General features: G+C 65.6%; 23 protein-coding genes and 2 riboswitches. Of the genes, 8 read left to right on the top strand and 15 right to left on the bottom strand.

The window, feature by feature from the left end:
• Positions 1–94: 94 nt before the first annotated feature.
• The 8 genes from gcvH to J2W23_RS02670 all read right to left on the bottom strand — a co-directional run bounded on the left by gcvH (position 95) and on the right by J2W23_RS02670 (position 8010).
• A complete protein-coding gene (gene gcvH / locus J2W23_RS02705; RefSeq protein ID WP_176658246.1) occupies positions 95–466 on the bottom strand; it encodes a glycine cleavage system protein GcvH in 372 nt (123 codons plus the stop codon).
• Positions 467–520: 54 nt separating this feature from the next.
• Positions 521–1690, bottom strand: coding sequence for a glycine cleavage system aminomethyltransferase GcvT (gene gcvT, locus J2W23_RS02700; protein ID WP_444875745.1), 1170 nt, complete (start codon positions 1688–1690; stop codon positions 521–523).
• A 50-nt stretch (positions 1691–1740) separates the two neighbouring features.
• A riboswitch (glycine riboswitch) is annotated at positions 1741–1852 on the bottom strand.
• Positions 1853–1864: 12 nt separating this feature from the next.
• Positions 1865–1955: riboswitch (glycine riboswitch) on the bottom strand.
• 35 nt (positions 1956–1990) lie between these two features.
• On the bottom strand, positions 1991–2563 hold the full coding sequence (locus tag J2W23_RS02695; RefSeq protein WP_307647584.1) for a hypothetical protein: 573 nt from the start codon (positions 2561–2563) through the stop codon (positions 1991–1993).
• A 119-nt stretch (positions 2564–2682) separates the two neighbouring features.
• Positions 2683–3177 carry a L,D-transpeptidase Cds6 family protein gene (locus J2W23_RS02690; RefSeq protein ID WP_307647583.1) on the bottom strand — a complete coding sequence of 165 codons (495 nt, stop codon included), beginning with the start codon at positions 3175–3177 and terminating at the stop codon, positions 2683–2685.
• A gap of 77 nt (positions 3178–3254) precedes the next feature.
• Positions 3255–4547, bottom strand: coding sequence for a TRAP transporter large permease (locus tag J2W23_RS02685; RefSeq protein WP_307647582.1), 1293 nt, complete (start codon positions 4545–4547; stop codon positions 3255–3257).
• 11 nt (positions 4548–4558) lie between these two features.
• Positions 4559–5071, bottom strand: a complete 513-nt coding sequence (locus J2W23_RS02680; protein WP_176658241.1) for a TRAP transporter small permease — start codon at positions 5069–5071, stop codon at positions 4559–4561.
• A 96-nt stretch (positions 5072–5167) separates the two neighbouring features.
• Entirely contained in the window at positions 5168–6142 is a 975-nt protein-coding gene (locus J2W23_RS02675; protein ID WP_176658240.1) for a TRAP transporter substrate-binding protein, read from the bottom strand.
• Positions 6143–6312: 170 nt separating this feature from the next.
• The gene (locus tag J2W23_RS02670) at positions 6313–8010 is read right to left on the bottom strand and encodes an electron transfer flavoprotein-ubiquinone oxidoreductase (RefSeq protein WP_307647581.1); all 1698 of its coding nucleotides are present in this window, start codon (positions 8008–8010) and stop codon (positions 6313–6315) included.
• 106 nt (positions 8011–8116) lie between these two features.
• On the opposite strand from J2W23_RS02670, the gene J2W23_RS02665 reads away from it, so the two are divergent.
• From J2W23_RS02665 to J2W23_RS02645, 5 genes are all read left to right on the top strand, one after another.
• Positions 8117–8899 carry an SDR family oxidoreductase gene (locus J2W23_RS02665; RefSeq protein WP_176658238.1) on the top strand — a complete coding sequence of 261 codons (783 nt, stop codon included), beginning with the start codon at positions 8117–8119 and terminating at the stop codon, positions 8897–8899.
• A 77-nt stretch (positions 8900–8976) separates the two neighbouring features.
• Positions 8977–9816, top strand: a complete 840-nt coding sequence (locus J2W23_RS02660; RefSeq protein WP_307648053.1) for a DMT family transporter — start codon at positions 8977–8979, stop codon at positions 9814–9816.
• A complete protein-coding gene (locus J2W23_RS02655) occupies positions 9813–10235 on the top strand; it encodes an acyl-CoA thioesterase (protein ID WP_176658237.1) in 423 nt (140 codons plus the stop codon). Before J2W23_RS02660 ends, J2W23_RS02655 begins: the two co-directional genes overlap by 4 nt.
• 311 nt (positions 10236–10546) lie before the next feature.
• A complete protein-coding gene (locus J2W23_RS02650) occupies positions 10547–11386 on the top strand; it encodes a 2OG-Fe(II) oxygenase family protein (RefSeq protein WP_307647580.1) in 840 nt (279 codons plus the stop codon).
• 55 nt (positions 11387–11441) lie between these two features.
• Positions 11442–12077: a LysE/ArgO family amino acid transporter gene (locus J2W23_RS02645; RefSeq protein ID WP_176658235.1), complete on the top strand. Its 636-nt coding sequence runs from the start codon at positions 11442–11444 to the stop codon at positions 12075–12077.
• A 72-nt stretch (positions 12078–12149) separates the two neighbouring features.
• On the opposite strand, the gene J2W23_RS02640 is transcribed toward J2W23_RS02645, so the two are convergent.
• The 3 genes from J2W23_RS02640 to J2W23_RS02630 all read right to left on the bottom strand — a co-directional run bounded on the left by J2W23_RS02640 (position 12150) and on the right by J2W23_RS02630 (position 14672).
• On the bottom strand, positions 12150–12449 hold the full coding sequence (locus J2W23_RS02640) for a hypothetical protein (RefSeq protein ID WP_176658234.1): 300 nt from the start codon (positions 12447–12449) through the stop codon (positions 12150–12152).
• A 170-nt stretch (positions 12450–12619) separates the two neighbouring features.
• The gene (locus J2W23_RS02635) at positions 12620–13975 is read right to left on the bottom strand and encodes a sensor histidine kinase (RefSeq protein ID WP_307647579.1); all 1356 of its coding nucleotides are present in this window, start codon (positions 13973–13975) and stop codon (positions 12620–12622) included.
• Positions 13976–13997: 22 nt separating this feature from the next.
• The gene (locus tag J2W23_RS02630; RefSeq protein ID WP_176658232.1) at positions 13998–14672 is read right to left on the bottom strand and encodes a winged helix-turn-helix domain-containing protein; all 675 of its coding nucleotides are present in this window, start codon (positions 14670–14672) and stop codon (positions 13998–14000) included.
• Between the two features lie 141 nt (positions 14673–14813).
• Here J2W23_RS02630 and J2W23_RS02625 point away from each other — a divergent pair, with 141 nt between their 5' ends.
• From J2W23_RS02625 to J2W23_RS02615, 3 genes are read left to right on the top strand one after another with little or no spacing between them, the layout of a single operon-like run.
• On the top strand, positions 14814–15518 hold the full coding sequence (locus J2W23_RS02625; protein ID WP_373423865.1) for a phosphatase PAP2 family protein: 705 nt from the start codon (positions 14814–14816) through the stop codon (positions 15516–15518).
• Positions 15505–16089 carry a phosphatase PAP2 family protein gene (locus J2W23_RS02620; protein ID WP_307647577.1) on the top strand — a complete coding sequence of 195 codons (585 nt, stop codon included), beginning with the start codon at positions 15505–15507 and terminating at the stop codon, positions 16087–16089. Before J2W23_RS02625 ends, J2W23_RS02620 begins: the two co-directional genes overlap by 14 nt.
• A 46-nt stretch (positions 16090–16135) precedes the next feature.
• A complete protein-coding gene (locus J2W23_RS02615; RefSeq protein ID WP_307647576.1) occupies positions 16136–17887 on the top strand; it encodes a phosphoethanolamine transferase in 1752 nt (583 codons plus the stop codon).
• Between the two features lie 16 nt (positions 17888–17903).
• Here the strand turns inward: J2W23_RS02615 and J2W23_RS02610 are convergent, their stop codons facing one another.
• The 4 genes from J2W23_RS02610 to J2W23_RS02595 all read right to left on the bottom strand — a co-directional run bounded on the left by J2W23_RS02610 (position 17904) and on the right by J2W23_RS02595 (position 20909).
• A complete protein-coding gene (locus tag J2W23_RS02610) occupies positions 17904–18482 on the bottom strand; it encodes a peroxidase-related enzyme (RefSeq protein ID WP_307647575.1) in 579 nt (192 codons plus the stop codon).
• A 62-nt stretch (positions 18483–18544) separates the two neighbouring features.
• A complete protein-coding gene (locus tag J2W23_RS02605) occupies positions 18545–19807 on the bottom strand; it encodes an HAD family hydrolase (RefSeq protein ID WP_307647574.1) in 1263 nt (420 codons plus the stop codon).
• Positions 19808–19905: 98 nt separating this feature from the next.
• The gene (locus tag J2W23_RS02600) at positions 19906–20586 is read right to left on the bottom strand and encodes a glutathione S-transferase family protein (RefSeq protein ID WP_307647573.1); all 681 of its coding nucleotides are present in this window, start codon (positions 20584–20586) and stop codon (positions 19906–19908) included.
• 32 nt (positions 20587–20618) lie between these two features.
• Positions 20619–20909 carry a DUF1330 domain-containing protein gene (locus J2W23_RS02595; protein ID WP_307647572.1) on the bottom strand — a complete coding sequence of 97 codons (291 nt, stop codon included), beginning with the start codon at positions 20907–20909 and terminating at the stop codon, positions 20619–20621.
• Positions 20910–21036 lie beyond the last annotated feature (127 nt).

Below are 21036 nucleotides of genomic sequence, written 5' to 3'. Positions count from 1 at the left end.
CAGCGGTCGCCGCCGGGCCGCCCCAAGGCGGGCCGCGCCTTCCCCATGGGGGATGGCGAAGCACACGAAGTGGCAAGCCGAGGGGCAAGCATTTTCAGGATTCGGCGGCGAACTTGTCGTAGCTGGCAGCGTCGAGCAGGGCGTCGAGCTGTGCGGGCTCGCTCAGCTTGACCTTGAAGAACCAGCCCGAGGCCAGCGGATCGCTGTTGGCGAGCGAGGGGTCGGCGCGCAGCGCTTCGTTCACTTCGGTGATCTCGCCCGAGACGGGCATGAACACATCGGCCGCGGCCTTCACCGATTCGACGACACCGGCGACTTCGCCTTGCGCGAAGGTCTTGCCGACCTCGGGCAGGTCGACGAACACGACGTCGCCCAGCGCGTCCTGCGCGTGCACGGTGATGCCGACGGTGGCGGCGTCGCCTTCGGCCGAGACCCACTCGTGGTCCTTGGTGTACTTGATGCTCATGGGAAAACTCCTCGTGGAAAAAACTGAATCAGGGGATGCAGAGCCTGGCCGCGGTCAGCCGCGGTAATAGCGCGTCGGCACGAAAGGCATGGTCGAGACTTCCATCGGCACTGGCTTGCCGCGCACGATGGCCTGCACGCGCGTGCCGGGCTCGGAGAACGCGGTGGCCACGTAGCCCATCGCGACGCAGCGGTCGGCCGTGGGGCCGAGCAGGCCGCTGGTGACGATGCCGATGTCCTGGCCCTCGAAGGACTGCAGCACCGTGCCGTCGCGCACCGGAATGCGCTCCAGCGCGACGAGGCCGACGCGCTTGCGTTTGAGAGTGTCGTGGTCGGTGTGGCCGGCCGCGCCTGCCGTGGAGGCGGCGAGCTGGGCGAGGATCTTGGCCGCGCCTGGGAAGCCGCCTTCGCGCGCACCGCCCGCGCGGCGCACCTTCTGCATCGCCCAGTTGAGCGAAGCCTCGACGGGCGTGGTGGTGGTGTCGATGTCGTTGCCGTAGAGGCACAGGCCCGCTTCGAGCCGCAGCGAGTTGCGGGCTCCGAGGCCGATGGGCTTGACCTCGGGCTGGGCCAGCAGCAGGCGGGCGAGGGCGTCGGCGTCCTTGCCGGCCACGGAGATTTCGAAACCGTCTTCGCCGGTGTAGCCGCTGCGGGTGACGAAGGCGGGAATGCCGCCGATCTGCACCGCGCCGCCCGTCATGAACACGAAGCGCTCGATGCCGGGCGACAGGCGCGCCAGCGTGGCCGCGGCCTGCGGGCCCTGCAGCGCGAGCAGCGCGTGGTCGGGCAGGGGCTGCACCTCGCAGCGCGCGCCGATCTTCTGCTGGATGTGCGCGATGTCCGCCACCTTGCAGGCGCCGTTCACGATCACGAAGATCGAGCCGTGGCCCTCGTTGAAGAACATCAGGTCGTCCAGGATGCCGCCTTCGTCGTTCAGCAGCAGGCCGTAGCGCTGCTTGCCGGCGGGCAGGTCGATCACGTCGACAGGCATCAGGGTTTCGAAGGCGGCGGCTGCGTCGGGGCCGACGAGGCGCAGCTGGCCCATGTGGGAAATGTCGAAGAGGCCGGCCGCATCGCGCGTGTGCTTGTGCTCGGCCATCAAGCCGGAGGGGTACTGCACGGGCATCGAATAGCCGGCGAAGGGCACCATGCGGGCGCCAAGCTCCACGTGGAGGTCGTACAGCGGTGTCTTGAGAAGTTGGGCGTCAGAAGCGGGAGAAGTCACCGGGAGGCACTCCAAAGGGGCAGTCGAAATCCATGGCTGCAACGCCACGGGCCACCCCTGCTGTCCGCTTTACCTGAGAGATTCGCCCCACGATCGGGGTTTGCTCCTTCGGTGGGCCGGTGCGATGCAAGCATGCAACGGCCTCTCTCCAGCAAGGAAACGCCGGTGTGAACCGGCGCCTTGTCAGTCCTTTTGCCTGAGCGTTCGGGAATTCCCTGCGCCTTCGGCGGCCCCGTCGTGCGGGGCTCTCTCCTGACCCCGCCGAGTGTAGTGGATCGGGCCGGCCCGGGGCTCGTGGCCTCAGTGAACGATTTCGGCCGGCGGCAGCAGCCGGTCGATGCGCTCGCGCAGCGACTCGGCCCGCTCCGCACCGGCCGTCTTCTCGATTTCGCTGAGCATCAGCGCGGCGATGGTCAGCATCGCCTCGCGGTCGCGGGCTTCGCGCAGGGCATCGCGCATCTGCAAGGCGAACTTGGGATCGCGCCGTACGAACATGCGCTCGCACATATCGAACAGGAACATCCGCGTGGTGGCCAACGAGCGCTTGCCGTCGAAGTTGTCGGCCGTGGTCGTGAGCTGGATCGGGTTGGCCGTGGGCACCGGTTCGGGCGCGGCGGTCGCAGCAATGGCGGAAGGTTGAGCCGCCTGGGCTGACACAGGCGCTGCGGCCGGCCGCGCATCCTGCAGATATCCCTTGCTCACCAGTGCCTGGATCGCCTGCTCCGCCTCGATGCGGTTGGCGAACAGCGGGCTGAAGTCGGTCAGCGAGCGCCGGCCGTCGGCCATGAGCAGCAGGGCGCGTTCACGCTGGCTCAGCGTGCGCTGCCCTCCCTGGAGTTCGTCGCGTGCCTTGTCGGTCTTGGTGGGAAACATGGCGGCCACAGCTTTCGGAGATCGAAGGCTGCAGCATCGTTGCAAGCGGTGACATCTTCATGAACCTGTTTGCCTTACAGGGGAAATCACCGCCGCCGCCGGGGTGGACGCTCGAATGCTCAGGAGGTGCTTTCCTTGCGGATCAGCCACTTGTCGCCCACGCGCTGCAATTCCAGCGTCTTGCGGTCGGTGTTCTTGAGCTTGTCGGCGCTGTAGACCTGCTTGAAGCGGGCGCTGGCGGTCTGGCCGCTGACGCTGATGACGAGGTCGTCGACCGCCACGCTGATCTTCGACTTGTTCGTGATGCGGGTGCGGCGCTCGGCTTCCCACTGCTTCCTGTCCTGCTTCTTGGCCGGCGTGAAGTCGGGGGCGTAGGCAGCGAGGTAGCGATCCACGTCGCGGGCCGACCAGGCCGCGGCCCAGGCGCGCACGGCGGTTTCGACTTCGGCGATGCCCGCGTTGGGCGCTTGCGCGGGGGCAGCCGCTGGAGCCGCAGGCGCCGCCGCCGGTGCGGCGGGCGCGGGTGGCGTTGCCGCCGGGGTGGCGGGCGTGGCAGCCAGTGCGGCCGTGGACAGCAGCCCTGCGGCGAGCAGGCAGGTGGCGAGTCGGTTCATGGTGCGGTTCCCTCTGTTGTCGGTTGTTGGCGTGGCGCCGATTCTGGCAGCGAACCGTGGCAGAAGCAGCGGCGCCGCTACTTGAACCCCAGTGCTCGCGGCAGCCAGGTGCTCAGCGCCGGCACGAAGGTCAGGATCATCAGCACCGCGCCATGCGCCCACAGGAACGGCACCAGCTCCTTCACCAGCGCCGACATCGGCACCTTCGACACGTTGCAGGTCACGAACAAGAGGCCGCCCACCGGCGGCGTGATCATCCCGAGCGTGAGGTTGAAGATCACGATCATCGCGAAGTGCACCGGGTCCACGCCCAGCTTGATTGCCACCGGTGCGAGGATTGGCGCCAGCACCATCACGCCCGGCAGCGGCTCGATGAAAATGCCGAACAGCAAGAGGAACACGTTGACGATGATGAGGAACATCCATGGCGAGAGGTTCATGCTGATGAGCCATTCGGCCATCTGCTGCGGAATGCCCTCGATGGTCAGCACCCATGCGAACGAGGCCGAGAGGCCGATGATGATGAGCACCGAGGCCGAGAGCAGGGCCGAGCGCGAGAGGATGTCGGGCAGCATCTTCCATTCGAGCGTGCGGTAGATGAACTTGCCGCACACCAGCGCATAGAACACCGCCACCACCGAGGCTTCGGTCGGCGTGAACCAGCCGGCGCGCATGCCGCCGAGGATGACCACCGGCAGGAGGATCGCGGGAATCGCCTTCCAGGTGGTGATGAGGATCTCGCGCAGCGGCGGCGTCTGCCCGTCGCCCTTGTAGTTGCGCTTCTTCGAGACGTAGAAGTTCACGATGCACATCGCCACCGCGATCAGGATGCCCGGCAGGATGCCGGCTGCGAACAGCGTGCCGACGGACACGCTCTCGTCCTGCAGCGCGTAGATGATCATGATGATCGAGGGCGGAATGATCGGCCCCACGATCGCGGTGGAGGCCGTGAGCGCCGCCGCGTAGGAGCGGTCGTAGCCGGCCTTGTCCATCATCTTGATGAGCATCGACCCCGGCCCCGCCGCATCGGCGAGTGCCGAGCCCGAGATGCCCGAGAAGAAGGTGAGCGACACCACGTTGGTGTAGCCGAGACCCCCGCGCCGGTGGCCGACGAACTGGCCCGCGAAGCGCAGCAGCACCTCGGTGAGCGAGCCGCCGCTCATGAGCTCGGCCGCGAGGATGAAGAAGGGCACGGCCATCAGCGGAAAGCTGTCGATGCCGGTGAAGGTTTCCTTCAGCAGCACCATCAGCGGATAGTTCTCCGCAAGGATGAGCGTGGTGACGGTGGAAAGCCCGAGCGCAAAGGCCACGGGCACGCCGATGGCCAGGAAAATGCAGGCCGAGACGATGAGAACGATGCTGGCATCCATGGTCGTTCTCCTTACAGCGACGCCGAGGCGTTGGCGTCGAAGTGGGCGTCGGAGGCGAACTCGCGCCGCAGCACATAGCCCCGCACCACCAGCAGCCAGTGCACGATCAGGAGCACGCCGCCGAACAGCATCGCGCTGTAGATGTAGGCGAACGGGATCTGCGTGACGGCGGTGAGCTGGAACATCGTGCGCTGCATGTAGAGCCACCCGTACCAGACCATGAAGCCGAAGAACGCGAACAGCAGCGCGGCGACGAAGGCACGCACCGCGATGGCGCCCGCGCGCGGCAGCGCATCTTGCAGGTTCTCGACCGCGATGTGGCCGCCGTAGCGCAGCACCGGACCGGCGCCGAGGAAGGTGAGCCAGATCATCATGTGGCGCGACACCTCTTCGGCCCATTCGAGCGAATTGCTCGTGGTGTAGCGCATGACCACATTGGTGAAGATGATGACCGACATGGCGGCCAGCAAAAGAATCAGCGCCCAGCGGTTGGCGGCGAGGAAGTAGCGCTCGAAGACTTGCACGTTGTCGTTCTCTGTTCTTGTCCGGGGAAAAAAGCGAAGCGCCCGGCGCACTGAAGCGGGCCGGGCGCGGTCGTCAAGGGAAGCGGGCGCGCAGGCTTACTGGACGTCCGTGATCTTCTTGATGTTGTCGGCGCCGAACTCCTTGGCGTAGCCCGCATAGGCCGGCTTCAAGGCTTCGCGGAAGGCGGCGCCGTCCACGACCTTGGTGACCTTCATGCCGTCTTTCTCGAGCTGGGCGATGCCGTTGTTCTCGTCGTCGTTGACCTTCTTGCGCTGGGCCACGGCCGCCTTCTTGGCCGCATCGACGAAGACCTTCTTGTCGGCGTCCGACAGCTTGTTCCACACCTTCGGCGAGAGCAGCAGCAAGGCGGGCGAGTACACGTGTCCGGTGAGCGACAGGTGCTTTTGCACCTGCGAGAACTTGGACGCGAGGATCACCGGAATCGGGTTCTCCTGTCCGTCGACCGTGCCTTGCTGCAGCGCGCCGAAGAGCTCGGGGAAAGCCATCGGCGTCGGCAAGATGCCGAAGGTGCGGTAGCCGTCCATGTGCACCTTGTTCTCCATGGTGCGCATCTTCAGGCCGGCCGCGTCGCCGGGCTTGACGATGTCGCGCTTGCTGTTCGTCATGTGGCGAAAGCCGTTCTCCGTCCAGGCCAGCGCGATGATGCCCTTGCTCGGGAACTTGGTGAGGATGTCCTGGCCGATCGGGCCGTCCATCACCTTGCGTGCGTGGTCGTAGTCGCGAAAGAGGAAGGGGATGTCGACGATCTTGACCTCGGGCACGAAGTTGCCCACGGGGCCAGTCGAGGTGTTCACCAGGTCCTGCGTGCCCAGCTGGATCGCCTCGATCTGCTCGCGCTCGCCGCCCAGGGCCGAGTTGGCGAAGTGCTGGCACTTGAAGCGGCCTTGCGTGTTCTTCTCGACCTCGTCGCAGAACACCGTGGACCCCACGCCGTAGTGCGACTCCTTGGAGGTCGCATAGCCGATCTTCAGCACCGTCGGTTGTTGTGCGAGGGCGGACGAGCCCAGGGCGAGCGAAAGGCAGGCGGCGGCGATGTGGCCGAGTTTCATGGTGTCTCCGGGGGGAATGTGGTCAGGGTCAGGAATGCGTCAGGCGCATTCGACTATGCCGCAAGCGAGGGCTTGCGCATGTCGGGAGTTTCACGGACGCACACCCTGCAGGAAACAGAAAAGCCCTCCGAAGAGGGCCCCTGAAAAGCACCAAAGATAGGCGGGATGCCTTACATGCCCACGTAGTTCGGCCCACCGCCGCCTTCGGGCGTGACCCACACGATGTTCTGCGTCGGGTCCTTGATGTCGCAGGTCTTGCAGTGCACGCAGTTCTGCGCGTTGATCTGCAGGCGCTGCTTGCCGTCTTCGGTGCCCACGAACTCGTAGACGCCGGCCGGGCAATAGCGGCTCTCGGGGCCCGCGAACTTGGCCAGGTTGATGTTGACCGGCACCAATGCATCCTTGAGCGTCAGGTGGGCTGGTTGCTGCTCTTCATGGTTCGTGTTGCTGATGAACACGCTGGAGAGCCGGTCGAAGGTGAGCTTGCCGTCCGGCTTCGGATAGACGATGGGCTTGCATTCGGCCGCGGGCTTCAGGTACTGGTGGTCGGGCTTCGTGCGGCGCAGGGTCCAGGGGATGTTGCCCTTGAGCAGCCATTGCTCGATGCCATTCATGAGCGTTGCCACGCCCAGGCCCTTCTTGAACCAGGCCTTGAAGTTGCGCGCCTTCCTCAGCTCCGTGTAGAGCCAGCTCTTCTCGAAGGCGGCCGGGTAGGCGGTGAGTTCGTCGTGCTGGCGGCCGGCCTGCACGGCGTCGAAGGCGGCTTCGGCGCACAGCATGCCGGTCTTGATGGCCGCGTGGCTGCCCTTGATGCGGCTCACGTTCAGGTAGCCGGCCTCGCAGCCGACCAGCGCGCCGCCCGGGAACACGGTCTTGGGCAGCGACTGCAGGCCGCCCGCCGTGATGGCGCGCGCGCCGTAGCCGATGCGCTTGGCCGGCTTGATGCCCTTGGCCTCGTCGCCTTCGAGGTACCAGCGGATGTTGGGGTGCAGCTTCCAGCGCTGCATTTCCTCGAACGGGCTCAGGTACGGGTTGCTGTAGTCCAGGCCGGTGATGAAGCCCATCGTGACCTTGTTGTCCTCCATGTGATAGAGGAAGGCGCCGCCGTAGGTGTCGCTCTTCATCGGCCAGCCGGCCGTGTGCAGCACGAAGCCGGGCTGGTGGCGCTTGGGGTCGATTTCCCACACCTCCTTCACGCCCAGGCCGTAGGTCTGCGGATCGCGGCCTTCGTCGAGCTTGAACTTCGCGATCAGCTGGCGGCCCAGGTGGCCGCGCGCGCCTTCGGCGAACACCGTGTACTTGCCCAGCAGTTCCATGCCGAGCTGGAAGTTCTCGGTCGGCTCGCCGTCCTTGCCGACACCCATGTTGCCGGTGGCCACGCCGCGCACCGAGCCGTTCTCGTTGTAGAGCACCTCGGCGGCCGGGAAGCCGGGGAAGATTTCGACGCCGAGGTTTTCGGCCTGCTGCGCGAGCCATTTGGTGAAGGCGCCCAGGCTGATGATGTAGTTGCCGTGGTTCTGGAAGCACGCCGGCAGGAAGGCGTTGGGGGTGCGCAGGCCCGACTTCTCGCCGAGGAACACCATTGCGTCGTCGGTCACGGGCTGGTTCAGCGGAGCGCCCAGTTCCTTCCAGTCGGGCAGCAGCTCGTTGAGCGCGCGCGGGTCCATGATGGCGCCCGAGAGGATGTGCGCGCCGGGCTCGGAGCCCTTCTCGAGCACCACGACCGAGATTTCCTTTTCGTGCTGGGCGGCCAGCTGCTTCAGGCGGATCGCGGTCGAGAGGCCGGCCGGGCCGCCGCCGACCACGACCACGTCGTATTCCATGGCTTCGCGAGGGCCGAACTGGGCAAGGATTTCGTCGTGGGTCATGTGGGTCTGGTCGATAATGTTTTGAGGCTCGGACGCTACGAGGGCGCGAAACATTTTAGGGGGAGCGCAGCACGTCACCTCCGCGACTCACCAGGACCTGTTTTCCATGGCTTACAGCATCGATCTCTCGGGCCGCGTGGCCTTCGTCACCGGCGCCTCCAGCGGCCTCGGCGCCCAGTTCGCGAAAACGCTGGCGCGCGCCGGCGCCGCGGTGGTCTTGGCGAGCCGCCGCGTCGAACGACTCAAGGAGCTGCGTGCCCGCATCGAAGGCGAGGGCGGCGATGCCCACGTGGTCGAGCTCGACGTGACCGACCACGGCAGCATCAAGGCCGCCGTCGCGCGCGCCGAAACCGAGGTCGGCCCGATCGACATCCTGGTCAACAACTCCGGCGTGAACGTCCGCCAGCGGCTGCAGGACGTAACGCCCGACGACTACGACTTCATCTTCGACACCAACCTCAAGGGCGCCTTCTTCGTCGCGCAGGAAGTCGGCAAGCGCATGCTGGCGCGCGCCGACGGCTCGGCGCCCGGCACCTACATCGGCGGCCGCATCATCAACATCGCCTCGGTGTCCGCGCTCAAGGCGGTGGCGAACATCGGGGCCTACGGCATGAGCAAGGCCGCGCTGGTGCAGATGACCAAGGCCATGGCGCTCGAATGGGGCCGTTTCGGCATCAACGTGAACGCGCTGTGCCCGGGCTACATCGCCACCGAACTCAACGAAGCGCTGTGGGCCACCGAGGCCGGAGCCAAGCTGGTGAGCAGCCTGCCGCGCAAGCGCGTGGGCAAGGCCGAAGACCTCGACGGCCTGATCGTGCTGCTGGCCAGCGGCCAGAGCCATTTCGTGAACGGCGCCGTCATCGCGGCCGACGACGGGTTCGCGCTCTGACTCCGAGAGCGTGGATAGGCATCGCTGCGGGGTTGGCCGCGGGCGCGCTCTGGGGCCTGACCTTCGTGGCGCCACGCATGGTGGGTCACTTCGGCATGGTCGACATCACGGCCGCGCGCTTCGCGGTGTTCGGTGCGATCTCGGGGCTCGCTGTGTTCGCGCGGCCTGCGGCTGTGCGATGGCCGAACGGGCAGCAGGCGCTCGCGGCGCTCGGGCTCAGCGTGCTGGGCTTCAGCGGCTACTACCTGCTGCTGGCCTTCGGCATCGCGGCGGCCGGCACCGAGGTGCCCAGCCTCATCATCGGCACGATTCCCGTCTGGATGATGCTGCTCGGGCGGCCCGCGGGGCTGCGCATGCGCGCGCTGCTGCCGGGCCTCGTGCTCACGGGCGCAGGCATCGCGCTGATGATCTGGGGCGCGTGGTCGGCGCAGCATGGCGCGGGCGGCGACAGTGGCAACGGCGCGCGATTCGGCTGGGGCATCGCGCTCGCGCTGTGTTCCATGGCGAGCTGGACGGTCTACGGCCTCCTCAACGCGAAATGGCTGCAGCGCCACGCTGAACTCAACGCCACCGATTGGGCCAACTGGCTCGGCATCGCGACCGGCCTCGGGGCCTTGCTGCTGTGGCTGGTGGCGGGCAACGACGTGGCCACGCTGCAGTCGCAACCGGACGGCATGCTCTTCATCTGGATCGCGCTGGCGGGCGGCTTCGGTTCGTCGTGGCTCGCGACCATCCTCTGGAACATCGCCAGCCAGCGCCTCTCGGCGAGCCTGTGCGGCCAATTGATCGTGAGCGAGACGCTGTTCGCCTTGCTCTATTCCTTCGTCTGGGACGGCCGCTGGCCGCAGGCCACCGAATGGGTGGCGGCGCTGCTGTTCGTGCTGGGCATCCTCGCATCCATCAAGGCGCACCGATGAGAATCGAAATCCCCGAAAAGAAGAAGCTCGTGTACGAAATGTCGATCCCCATCCGATGGGGCGACATGGACGCCATGGGCCACCTGAACAACGGCACTTATTTCCGTTACCTCGAAACCGCGCGCATCGACTGGATGCGCTCCATCGGCTTCGAGCCCGAGCCCGGCGGCGAGGGGATGGTGATCGTCAACGCCTTCTGCAACTTCTACCGGCAGATCGAATACCCGGGCAACGTGCTGCTGAAGATGTACGTGAGCGACCCGGGCCGCACCACCTTCGAGAGCTGGGGCACGATGGCGCGCGAAGAAGCGCCCGAGGTGATCTGCGCAGCGGGCGGGGCAACGACGATCTGGGTGGATTTTCCGAAGCAGAAGGCGCTGGCGTTGCCGGAGTGGTTGCGCAAGCTGGTGAGCGAATAGAGAGCGTTCGAGCGCACGCTGATTGCGCCGCGCCGCCCACTGACTCCGCGATCTCGCGTCGCAGGACTTACACGTCTTCCCGTCCTAGCCATCGGCCAAGGAAGGCGCAGCCGTTTCAAACCCACTTCATTTGACTGTTGCCGAACGCAATCGGTGCTTCGATATGGCGTTGATCGGGAGGGTCTTCATGAAAGTCAAAAAAATACACAATTGTCTCAATTGATTCCTCGCGTCGAATTCAAGTTGTACGGGTATTTTTTTGATGATCGAATGTGTCACGGCAATTTTGCCGTTTGTGAGGGGGTGTCAAAATGGAAGTGCCAAATTCCAGTTTCAATACGAATTCGCCGTTACGGGAGTCGATTTCTTCGATTGTAATGAAAGGGTATGCGATTCTAAAAATTCCAGTCCATGTGCAAACAGCCATGTGGAAGGTGTTGGACAGCATCGACTCGGTTTCGCCTGATCTTCGGCGAGACTTCAGTTTTCCGGAGGTTACCGATGGATTTTTATCTGTCGGCGGTGAGTACGCCAAGTACACCAGCAGCATCGATTTGTGCGATCGCTTCTGCTTCTGGCATAAGAATCGCGAAATGCATCAAGGGAAAGAATTCGCAAACGACGAAATCTATAGGGCCATAAAGACCTGCGAGATGGAAATGCACGCCATGGCGCAGCAATTGATTTCGGAGTTGTGGGACTTTTTCAATAGCCCCGATCCGGTGAATATTCGAGACAGCTCGTATCTGCAGTTGTGCATGTACGCAAGTCAGTACCACGCGAATGATCGCGGCTATCTGCAGGACCGCCATGAAGATGGGCATTTGATCACGCTGATCAAACCGACGCGCGATGGCCTCGTCATTTTTCCTGGCGGCCCGGAAGACTGCGAAGTTCCAGTATTTCTGCGAGATGATGAATTGCTCGTTATTACAGGGTCGCTGCTGACGGCAATGTCGGATGGAAGAATTCCCCCAATGTATCACGCCGTTAAAAATCCATTTGTGCAGATGGAAAGAAAATCCGTTGTGTATTTTGCCATTCCGGATCTTTCGCAGACCTATACGACATTGCTCGCCAAAAATCCGATCAATGTCGGAGAATTGGCGGATGAAAGTCACCGGGCGTTCGGCAATACGGCCTTGATCTGATCGAGGGGGCGATGCTTTTCATCGCCTTCTCAAAGTAAAAATATTGGAAACAGGCGTGCCGACTATTTCTTTTCTCGAGGGGCTTTTGCTTGGTGCCGGCCTGTTGGTCGCACTGGGGCCCAAGGATACTTTTGTAATTAAAAACAGCCTGCAGGGATATAGCGCAATCACGCTGGTGGCCATCTGCGCACTTTCAGATGTGTTGCTGATTACCCTGGGGGTCGCCGGACTTGGCCTCCTGGTCGCGTCGACCCGATGGGCGATGGTTTCGGCCATGGTGTTCAGCATCGGCTATTTGTTGTATTTCAGCTTTCAGGCCTTGAGGTCCGCCTTTGCATCTTCCGCGAGCTTTGCGGTGGCCGGGACCCTTCCTGAAAAGACGAAGCCAGCGTTCGGGGTGGTCCGGATGGCGCTTTTCCATTCGCTGCTCACACCCTATGCATGGCTCGATACGGTGCTCGTGATCGGGTCCGTCAGTGCAACAAAGGAAGGAGAAGCCAAGATCGCGTTTGCCGCGGGCGCAATGCTTGCATCCTTCATCTGGTTCATTTTCCTGACGGCCGGCGCTCGTCTGGCTGCTCCTCTGTTCCGTGCGCGCCGTGCCTGGCAGGTGCTCGATCTCGTTGTCGCGGTATCGATGATGGCGCTGGCGGCGAAGCTCCTGTCGGACTATCCGTGGCAGATTCCGTAACGCTGCTCTGGCCCCAGCGTCATCGCGGTCGCGCCGGTGCATCGCACGGGCCGCGGCCCGTGCAACACGTGATTACTTCGGCGTGCCTCCAGGTTGGGGCAGCGCGTGCGGCTTTGCTTCCCGCGCGTCGGCCCGGCGCTGTCCTGCGGTTTCCGTCTTGCTGGCCGATGGCACGGCCGAGCCTTCGCCGCGTGCGGTGCTGCCGTCCTTGATGCGCACGGCGCCGGCCTCCTTCTTCTTTTTCTTGGCTTCCGCAGCCGCTTGCGGCTTGCTGTCGAAGTCGGCCTCGGCTTCCGCGCTGTGGTTGTGCGGCTGCGCGAACGCGGTGGAGAAGAAAGCGATGGTGCCCAGGGCGAGCAGGGTTCGTTTCACGAGAAGGTCCTTTCTGTTGTGATGGCAGGTGACGCGGTGGTTCGCTGTCGAGCAACGAACACATCGCGAACCAGACTCTAGAAAGGCCACTTGCCTGCGGGTTAACGCAGCGATTACGGTTGCGTCATGTGCGCGCAGCGGGGAGAGATCGGCGGGGCCGATCGTCTGTTTCAGGCCGGCCGCAGCACGATCCGCGCTTCGAACCCCTGCGCCGCTCCCACCGGCGGCGATGCCAGCTCCAGCTTCGCGTTGTGCTTCTCGACGATCGTGCCCACGATCGACAGCCCCAACCCGTAGCCCGCGCGGTCCGAGCCGTGCCGCACGTGGCGTTGTTGCAGCGTCTTCAACTGCGCCGCATTCACGCCGGGGCCGAAGTCCCTCACCACCAGCGTGCACGGTGCCGCCACTTCGATCACCACGCGCCCATCACCGCCGTAGCGCAATGCGTTCTCGACCAGGTTGCGCAGCGCGATCGCCAGCGCGTCGACATCGCCGAACGCCACCGGGGCCGCGCTGTCGGGCACCTTGAGCTTCAGGCGCTCGTTGTTCAGCGGGTCTTGCCAGAACTCCTGCGCCACCGTGCCCGCGAGCTGGACCAGATCGACCCTCGCACGCGTGAGCGACGCGCCCGATTCCGCGCGCGACAGCTGCAGCAGCTTCTCGGTGCGATGGCTCAGCATCTGCAGCGCCTGGAGCGCGCCCTGCACGTCGTCGCGCTTGAGGTCGTGGTCGAGCGCGGTCTGCAGCCGCAGGCGCGCGGCGGCCAGCGGCGTGCGCAGCTCGTGGGCCGCGTTGGCGGCGAGTGCGCGCTCCACGTCGAGCGACTGCGACAGGCGTTCCAGCAGGCTGTTGACGTGGTCGCCCACCGAGCGCAGCTCCTGCGGCAACCCCGGCAGCGTGATCGGCCGCAGGTCGGTGCCGCTGCGCTTCTCGATCTCGCCCGCGAGCTGCTGCAGCACGCGCAGCTCGGTGCGCGCCACGTTGCGCAGCACCAGCGCGAGCAGCGGCAGCACCGCGCCGAGCGGAATGATCAGGCCGAACAGCGTGCGGTTGAGTGCGCGGCGGCGTTCGTCGAGCGGGTCGGCCACCTGGAAGTAGAGGCCGAGCGTCGGATGCCTCACGGTGTAGATGCGCCAGGTCGGGTTGTTGGCGAAGCCGGGTGCGAGCGGCACATCGAAGGTGTCGGCGGGCGTCTCGGCCGAACGCAGCAGCACATGCTCGTGGATGTCGACCACCTGGTACATCACCGCGTCTTCGGCAAAGAGCTGCTTGGGCGCGACCAGCGGCATGGCGGGCGGTATCTCGCCCTTGTGCTGCAGCTTGTCGAGCTCCTGCACGGCCATGTCGAACATGCGGTGCGACACCTCGACCAGTTCGTTGTCGAAGTTGTGGTTGATCTCGCGGTCCACATACCAGACCACGGCCAGCACGCACAGCAGCCAGACGCCGCCGACCCACACGATGAGGGTGCGCGTGAGGCGCCCGGCCAGCGAGTCGCGACCGTTCAAGGGCAGGGCGGTGCTCATGGATGCACCCTTGGCGCTTTGCTCATTCCTCGTCGTCCGCCGAGAACGACAGCCGGTAGCCGAGGCCGCGCAGCGTCTGGATGTGGCTCTTGCCGAGCTTGCGGCGCAGGCGGCTGATGAAGACTTCGAGCGTGTTGCTGTCGGCCTCGTCGCCGAAGCCGTAGAGCGCATCGGCGAGGTTCTCGCGCGTGTGGATGCGCTCGGGGCGCGTGGCCATCACGCGCAGCAGGGCCCATTCCTTTTGCGTGAGCACGACGGGGTTGCCGTCCTTGCGCACGCGGTCGTGGGCGAGGTCGATTTCCAGCGTGCCCAGCTGCAGCACCGGCGAGGTGTTGGCACTGCGCCGCCGCTCGACCGCGCGCAGCCGCGCGAGCAGTTCGGCGGGGTCGTACGGCTTGATGAGGTAGTCGTCGGCGCCCGCGTCGAGGCCGCGGATGCGGTCGGTGACCTGGTCGCGGGCCGTGAGCACGATGACGATGGGGGGCTCGCGCAGCGCGCGCACCTGCGGCAGCAGCGAGAGGCCGTCGCCGTCGCCCAGGTGCAGGTCGAGCAGCACCGCCGCGTACTGCACCGAGAGCAGGGCGCCGCGCGCCTCGGCGAGGCTCGACGCCACGTCGACCACGAAAGCCTTGGCCAGCAGATAGCTGCACACGGCATCTGCCAAGGAAGTGTCATCTTCGACAAGCAATATGCGCACGCGGTGTGTCTCAAAAAACATGAAGTCTATCGCCGCAGGGCGGTCGGAGGGCCGCGTCAGGATTCGTTCAGGTCGCTTCAGACTGGGTTCATTTCGCGAACGTAGGCTCGCGCCAGTTTCTGACGAGGCCTGTTTTTTTCAATGACACGTACCGCGAATCTCCGTCTCGGAGCCCTGACCTTGCTTGCACTGGCCTTGTTGATGATCTGGGATGCCTCCCGCGGCGACCTGCTCCTGGCGCGCATGGCCGGCACGCCCATGGGCTTTCCGTGGCGCGAGAACCCCTTTCTGGTCCACGTGATGCACGAAGGCGCCCGAAACCTGAGCTGGCTGTTGGTGATCGGCCTGTTCGTGGCCATCCGCTGGCCGCTGGGCATTCTGCGCAAGCTGCCTACGCGCGACCGGGTGCAGTTGGCGGTGACCGTGCTGGCCTCGGTGCTGGCCGTCAGTGCCATCAAGCATTTCAGCGACACCAGCTGCCCCTGGGACCTGAGCGAGTTCGGCGGTGTCGCGCACTACGTGTCGCACTGGTCGTGGGGTGTCGGCGATGGTGGTCCCGGCGGGTGCTTCCCGGCCGGGCACGCCTCGGCCGCGTTTGCCTACGTCGGCGGTTATTTCGTGCTGCGCCGGGCGTCCGCCCGCGCGGCGTTCATCTGGCTGGGCGTGGCGGTGGTGGCCGGCCTGCTGCTGGGGTTCGCGCAGCAACTGCGCGGTGCCCATTACATGAGCCACACGCTCTGGACCGCCTGGGTTTGCTGGGTGGTCGGATTCGCCATCGACGTGGCGGTGGCGCGCCGGAACCAGCCCCTGCTCGAACCAGCGGCCCCCCTTCATGCAAGCTCTTGATTTCGCCCTGTTCGGCTGGCTCAACGCGGGCGCCTCCGCGCCGCTGTGGCTCATCGAATTCGCCCGCTTCGCCTCCGAGATGCTGCCGGCCCTGCTGGCCGTGTCGATCATCGCGAGCGCGATGTTCGACAAGCGCTGGCGCTATGCGCTTTTCACCGCGCTGGCGAGCGTGCTCGCAACGTGGGTCATCGTGAACGTGTTCCGCTCGGCACTGCCGTTTCCGAGGCCCGCGTTCTATGGCCTGGGTATCCAGTGGGAGCCGCAGGGCATGCGGCCGGGCTTTCCGAGCCTGCATGCGGCCGGCACCTTCGCCGCCGCCTTCTCGCTGTGGTGCCTGCCGCACCGCGCCCCCATGCTGGCGGCGCTCGCGGTGGCGGCGGTGGTGGCCTGGAGCCGCCTCTGCCTGGGGTTGCACTTTCCATCGGACATCGCGGCGGCCGTGCTCCTCGCGGCGCTGGTGTCGATCGTGGTGGAGCGCGGCGTGAGCCGTCCGCTGAGCCTCGCCCTTGCCAGAATGCCGGCCCGCCGCCGGCTTGCGCGCGCACGACGGACGAGTCTGAACGTGGACTGAACATCCAGTTCAGGCTCCTTTCAGGCAGCGTCCCTACAGTCGCTGCATGTCTTTTTCGCGTATCGAGCCTGCACCCGCGCACAGCGCACCTCTTTCCGAGGCTTCCGCGCAACAGCTTCCGTCGCCCGGTGCGCTGTGGCAACGCATCGACCAGTGGCTCGCGCGCCCGCGCTCCGCCGCATTGGCCATGCTCTGGCTCGGCCTGTACCTGGTGCTGACCACCAACTGGCCGCTCTGGAACGAGCTGGCCCGCATCGGCGGGGCGCCGAGCACCTACCTGCCGACGGTCATTGCCATGAGCCTGCTCACGCTGTGCGGCACCGTGGCGATGCTTTCGCTCACCGCCTGGTCGCGCTGGCTGAAGCCGCTGTGGTTCCTGGTGGTCGTGCTGGCCGCGGTGACGCAGCACTACATGCTGGAGTACCGCGTCGTCATGGACCCGACCATGATCGCCAACGCGCTGCAGACCGACCCGAACGAAGCGCGCGACCTGCTGAGCTGGCGCATGGCCTTCAACGTGCTGATCGTCGCCTTGCCCGCGGGGCTGCTGCTCTGGCGCTTGCGCATCGCGCCGATGGGCTTTCTCTCGAAGCTCTGGCGCAACGCGGCCCTGCTGGTGCTGGCCGTGGTGGTGGCGCTCGCTACCGGCGTGGCGATGAACCGGCAGCTCGCGCCGCTGATGCGCAACAACATCCATCTGCGCTACATGATGAACCCGATCGCGAGCCTCTACTCGACGGGCGCGGTGTTCATCAAGCCGCTGTTCAAGCGCAGCGGCAAGCTGATTCCGATCACCGCCGGGACCACGCTCGGCACAAGCTACGCCGCACAGGTGCGCCCGCCGATGTTCGTGGTGGTGGTGGGCGAAACGGCGCGCGCCGACCACTTCGCGCTGAACGGCTACGCACGCGACACCACGCCCGAGCTGGCCAAGCGCGGCGTGCTGAGCTACCGCGAGGTGCATTCGTGCGGCACCAACACGCTGGCCTCGGTGCCGTGCATGTTCTCGCCGCTGGGCAAGCAGGGCTATGAATCGCGCAAGGACGACTACGAGAACCTGGTCGACGTGCTGCAGGCCTCGGGCCTGGCCGTGCTCTGGCTCGACAACCAGGCCGGCTGCAAGGACGTGTGCACGCGGATTCCGAATGCATCGGCCTTCGACGGGCTCGATGCCGCCACGAAGAAGGCCCTGTGCGACGGCGACGAGTGCCTGGACGAGGTGATGCTCAAGAACCTGGATGCGCGCATCGCCGCGCTGCCGGCCGAGCGTCGCGCCAAGGGCGTGGTGCTGGTGATGCACCAGATGGGCAGCCACGGCCCGGCCTACTACAAGCGCTCGGCGCCCGATGTGAAGCGCTTCACGCCGGAGTGCAGGACCAACGCGCTGGCCGAGTGCGGGCACAACGAGCTGATGAACGTCTATGACAACTCCATCGTGCAGACCGACCGCTTTCTCGCCGACACCATCGACTGGCTCAAGGCGCAGTCGAAACAGTACGACCCGGCGATGCTCTACGTGAGCGACCACGGCGAATCGCTGGGCGAGTACGGTCTCTTCCTGCACGGCGTGCCGTACAGCTTTGCGCCCGAGGCGCAGAAGCACGTGCCGATGGTCACCTGGTTCGGCGAAGGCATGAGCGAGCGCCGCAAGCTCTCGCGCTCATGCATGGAGGCGGGGCTCGATGCACCGCTCACGCACGACAACCTCTATCACACGGTGCTGGGCCTGATGGATGTGAACACGCCCACCTACAAGCCCGCGCTGGACGCGCTGGCCTCCTGCCGCGCGAAGGCCTGAAGGCCGAGAGGAGCCTCTACTTCTTCTCGCGCGGCAGCCGCCCCATCAGGAAGAACTCGTTGTTCGGCTGCATGCCGCTGAAGCTCGCGAGCCGGTTGCTCAGGCCGAAGAAGGCGGTGATGGCCGCGATGTCCCAGATGTCTTCGTCGTCGAAGCCGTGGGCGTGCAGCGGCGGGAAGTCGCTGTCGTCGATCTCGTGCGAGCGGTCGCAGACCTTCATCGCAAAGTCGAGCATCGCGCGCTGGCGCGGCGTGATGTCGGCCTTGCGGTAGTTCACCGCCACCTGGTCGGCCACCAGCGGTTTCTTCTCGTAGATGCGCAAAAGTGCGCCGTGCGCCACCACGCAGTAGAGGCACTGGTTGGCCGCGCTGGTGGTGGTGACGATCATCTCGCGGTCGCCCTTGGTGAGCGAGCCTTCCTCTTTCAGCATCAGCGCATCGTGGTACGCGAAGAACGCGCGCCACTCGGCAGGGCGGCGCGCGAGGGCGAGAAACACGTTGGGCACGAAGCCGGCCTTTTCCTGCACGGCGAGGATCGCGGTGCGGATGTCTTCGGGCAGGTCCTTGAGTTCGGCGAGGGGGTAGCGGGCAGCCATCTTTTGTCTCCTGGTGTTCGATGCCAGGATCATAGGCAGGTGCCCGCCGCCTGCTGGTTGGGTTACTTGAGCGCCTTCCCCTGCGTGGCGCCCAGCGGCGTGTGCAACTGCGAGGCCACCCACTGGCCCGTGTTGTCGTCGCGGCCCTGCAGCAGGTAGCGCGTGTCGGGCTTGCCGTAGTTCTGCACCGCCATCGCCGAGAACTTGCCGATGTCGGTCTTGGGGTCGCGCAGCCGGTTCACGATCAGCACTTTCTTCGTGTCGGCGAAGTCGGCCATCATGTTCTGGTCGCCCTCGCTGTCGCCGGCGATGAAGCTCGGGCCGTAGCCGTACTTGCTCACCAGGAAGCGCTGGATGTTTTTCGTCTTGCCCGGGCCCTGCGTCTGGTCGTAGCCGCGGCGGAACTCGGGCTGGATCACGCCGTTGGCGTCGCGCTCCAGCTCCATCGCGAGCACGCGATCAGGCGGGTTGTTGTAGCCGAAGGCGGGGTTCGACGAGATCTCCTTGATCACGTCGACGAACGACGCCGAGCACACCCACACATCGAAGCCCGCGTTGCGGAATGCGGCATACAGCTCCTGCATCTCGGGCTGCAGGCGGAGGCCGTTCTTCCAGCTTACCGAGACCACGCCTGCCTGGCCCGGAAGGGCGGCCGGCGAGGTCCACTTGACCTTGGCGACTGGCTCCTTCAGCTGCCACGCCACCGTGTCGGCCGTGAGCTTGCGCACCTGTGCCTCGGTCATGCCGGCGAAGAGGTAAGTGACCCACGGGTAGGCGGTGTCGTGGTCGAAGGTGTCGCCGATGGCTTCGTAGAGATAGCGCACCTTGGTGGTGAACGCGATGTAGTGCGGGTTCAGCTTCACCGCTGCCAGCGGCTGGCTGCCCTTGAGGGCACTGCAGTTCTGGTAGAGCCAGGTGTAGCTGGCCACGATGTCGGGCACCACGAGGTCGATGTTGACCGGCCTGCCCGCCGCGCTGTTGTATGCGGGCAGGAAGTCTTTCTTCGGAATGTTCTTGCGCAGCGCCACCTCGAGCTGCGCCGGCGTGGCGCCGAAGGCGAGGTTCTCGAGCTGGTAGATGAGCGAGGCTTCCTCGATGTCGAGGAAGACGCTGGTGTTGTCCCAGTCGAAGACCACGTAGGGCGGCCTGGCGGCGTTGTAGCCCGGGCTGCCCTTGCCGAGGCTGGCGATCAGGCCTTCGATCTGCGCGCGGTTGAAGGCGTCCCAGTGGGCGGGGGAGAGCCCCTTGGCGGGCGAGAGGCTGGCGCAACCGGTGGCGACGAGGGCGGTGGCGAGCGGGGTGAGGAGGACGAGGCGGCGTTGCATGCATTCCCTGTGGCTGTGCGTTGTCGGTGGATGCGAAGCACCGGGCGAAGCAACGCCCGTGACGCTTCGGCATTGACCTACGCATCAGCCGTGCCAGCTCATGTGCCTTGCCGGCCGCCTGGCTCCCGACTCGCCGGCAAGGGCGCGGCGTTGATCGCCAGTTGCGCGGCAAACGCCCGCTGGTAGGCCGGCCGTGCCTCGCCGCGAGCGACATAGGCGGCCAGGCTGGGAAACTCATCCAGCAGGCCGGACGGTCTCGTCCGCAGCAACACCGACACCATCAGCAAGTCGCCCGCGCTGAAGTCCCCATCCAGCCAGTCGCTGGCGCCCAGGCGGGCGGCAAGCTGGACCAGCCGGGCGCGCACGCGGTCGTGCACGAGGGGCATGCGCTCGTCTTTCCAGGACTTGTCGCCTTCCACGAACTTGACGGTGACGAGTTCGAGGATGGGAGGCTCGATCGTGTTGAGCGCCGCGAACATCCATGTGATCGCGCGCGCCCTTGCATTGGCATCGGAGGGAAGCAGGCCGGGGCGGCGCCCGGCGATATGCAGCACGATGGCACCGGTCTCGAACAGCACGAGGTCGCCTTCCTCGTAGGTGGGAATCTGGCCGAAGGGATGCAGTGCCAGGTGCGCGGCCTCCTTCATCGCGGGCATGGACACCAGGCGAACCTCGTAGGGCAGGCCGGCTTCCTCCAGCGCCCAGCGCACGCGCGTGTCGCGCGCCAGGCCCTTGCCGCCATCCGGCGACCGCTCGAAGGCGGTGATGGTGATGGTCATCGTGAGTGGTGTCCTGTGGCCTTGCGGGCTGCTCAAACCCCTTCGATGACGCGCAGGTCCCGTTCGGCGCCGTCGCCCAGCGCGGCAAGCGCTGCCTGGTAGTCGGGGCTGTCGTGCACGGCTGTCGCTTGCTCGACGCTGTCGAACTCGATCAGCACGGTGCGTTCGGGCAAGCCGTACTCGTAGACCTTGGCGGGGAGGCCTCGTGCGAGAAAACGCCCGCCGCCGGCCGCGATCGCGGGGCCGGCCAGTTTCGCGTAGGCCGCGAGTTTGTCGGCGTCCTTGACGGCTCGGTATGCGCTGACCCAATAGGCTTTTGCCATGGCGATCTCTTTCTGTCTTGTTGCTGAATGAATGGATGGATGGACGAGTAATGCGCGTCGCTGAAACGATCCGCGGACCGGATCTTCGGCGCCCGCGTCTACCCTGTCCGGGAGAGGGGAAATATGT

Origin of the sequence: Variovorax boronicumulans (assembly GCF_030812215.1) — a bacterium.
Taxonomy (GTDB): Bacteria; Pseudomonadota; Gammaproteobacteria; order Burkholderiales; family Burkholderiaceae_C; genus Variovorax; species Variovorax boronicumulans_C.
Note: the sequence above shows the minus strand (reverse complement) of the source record. Positions and strands in the feature narration are given on the sequence as shown.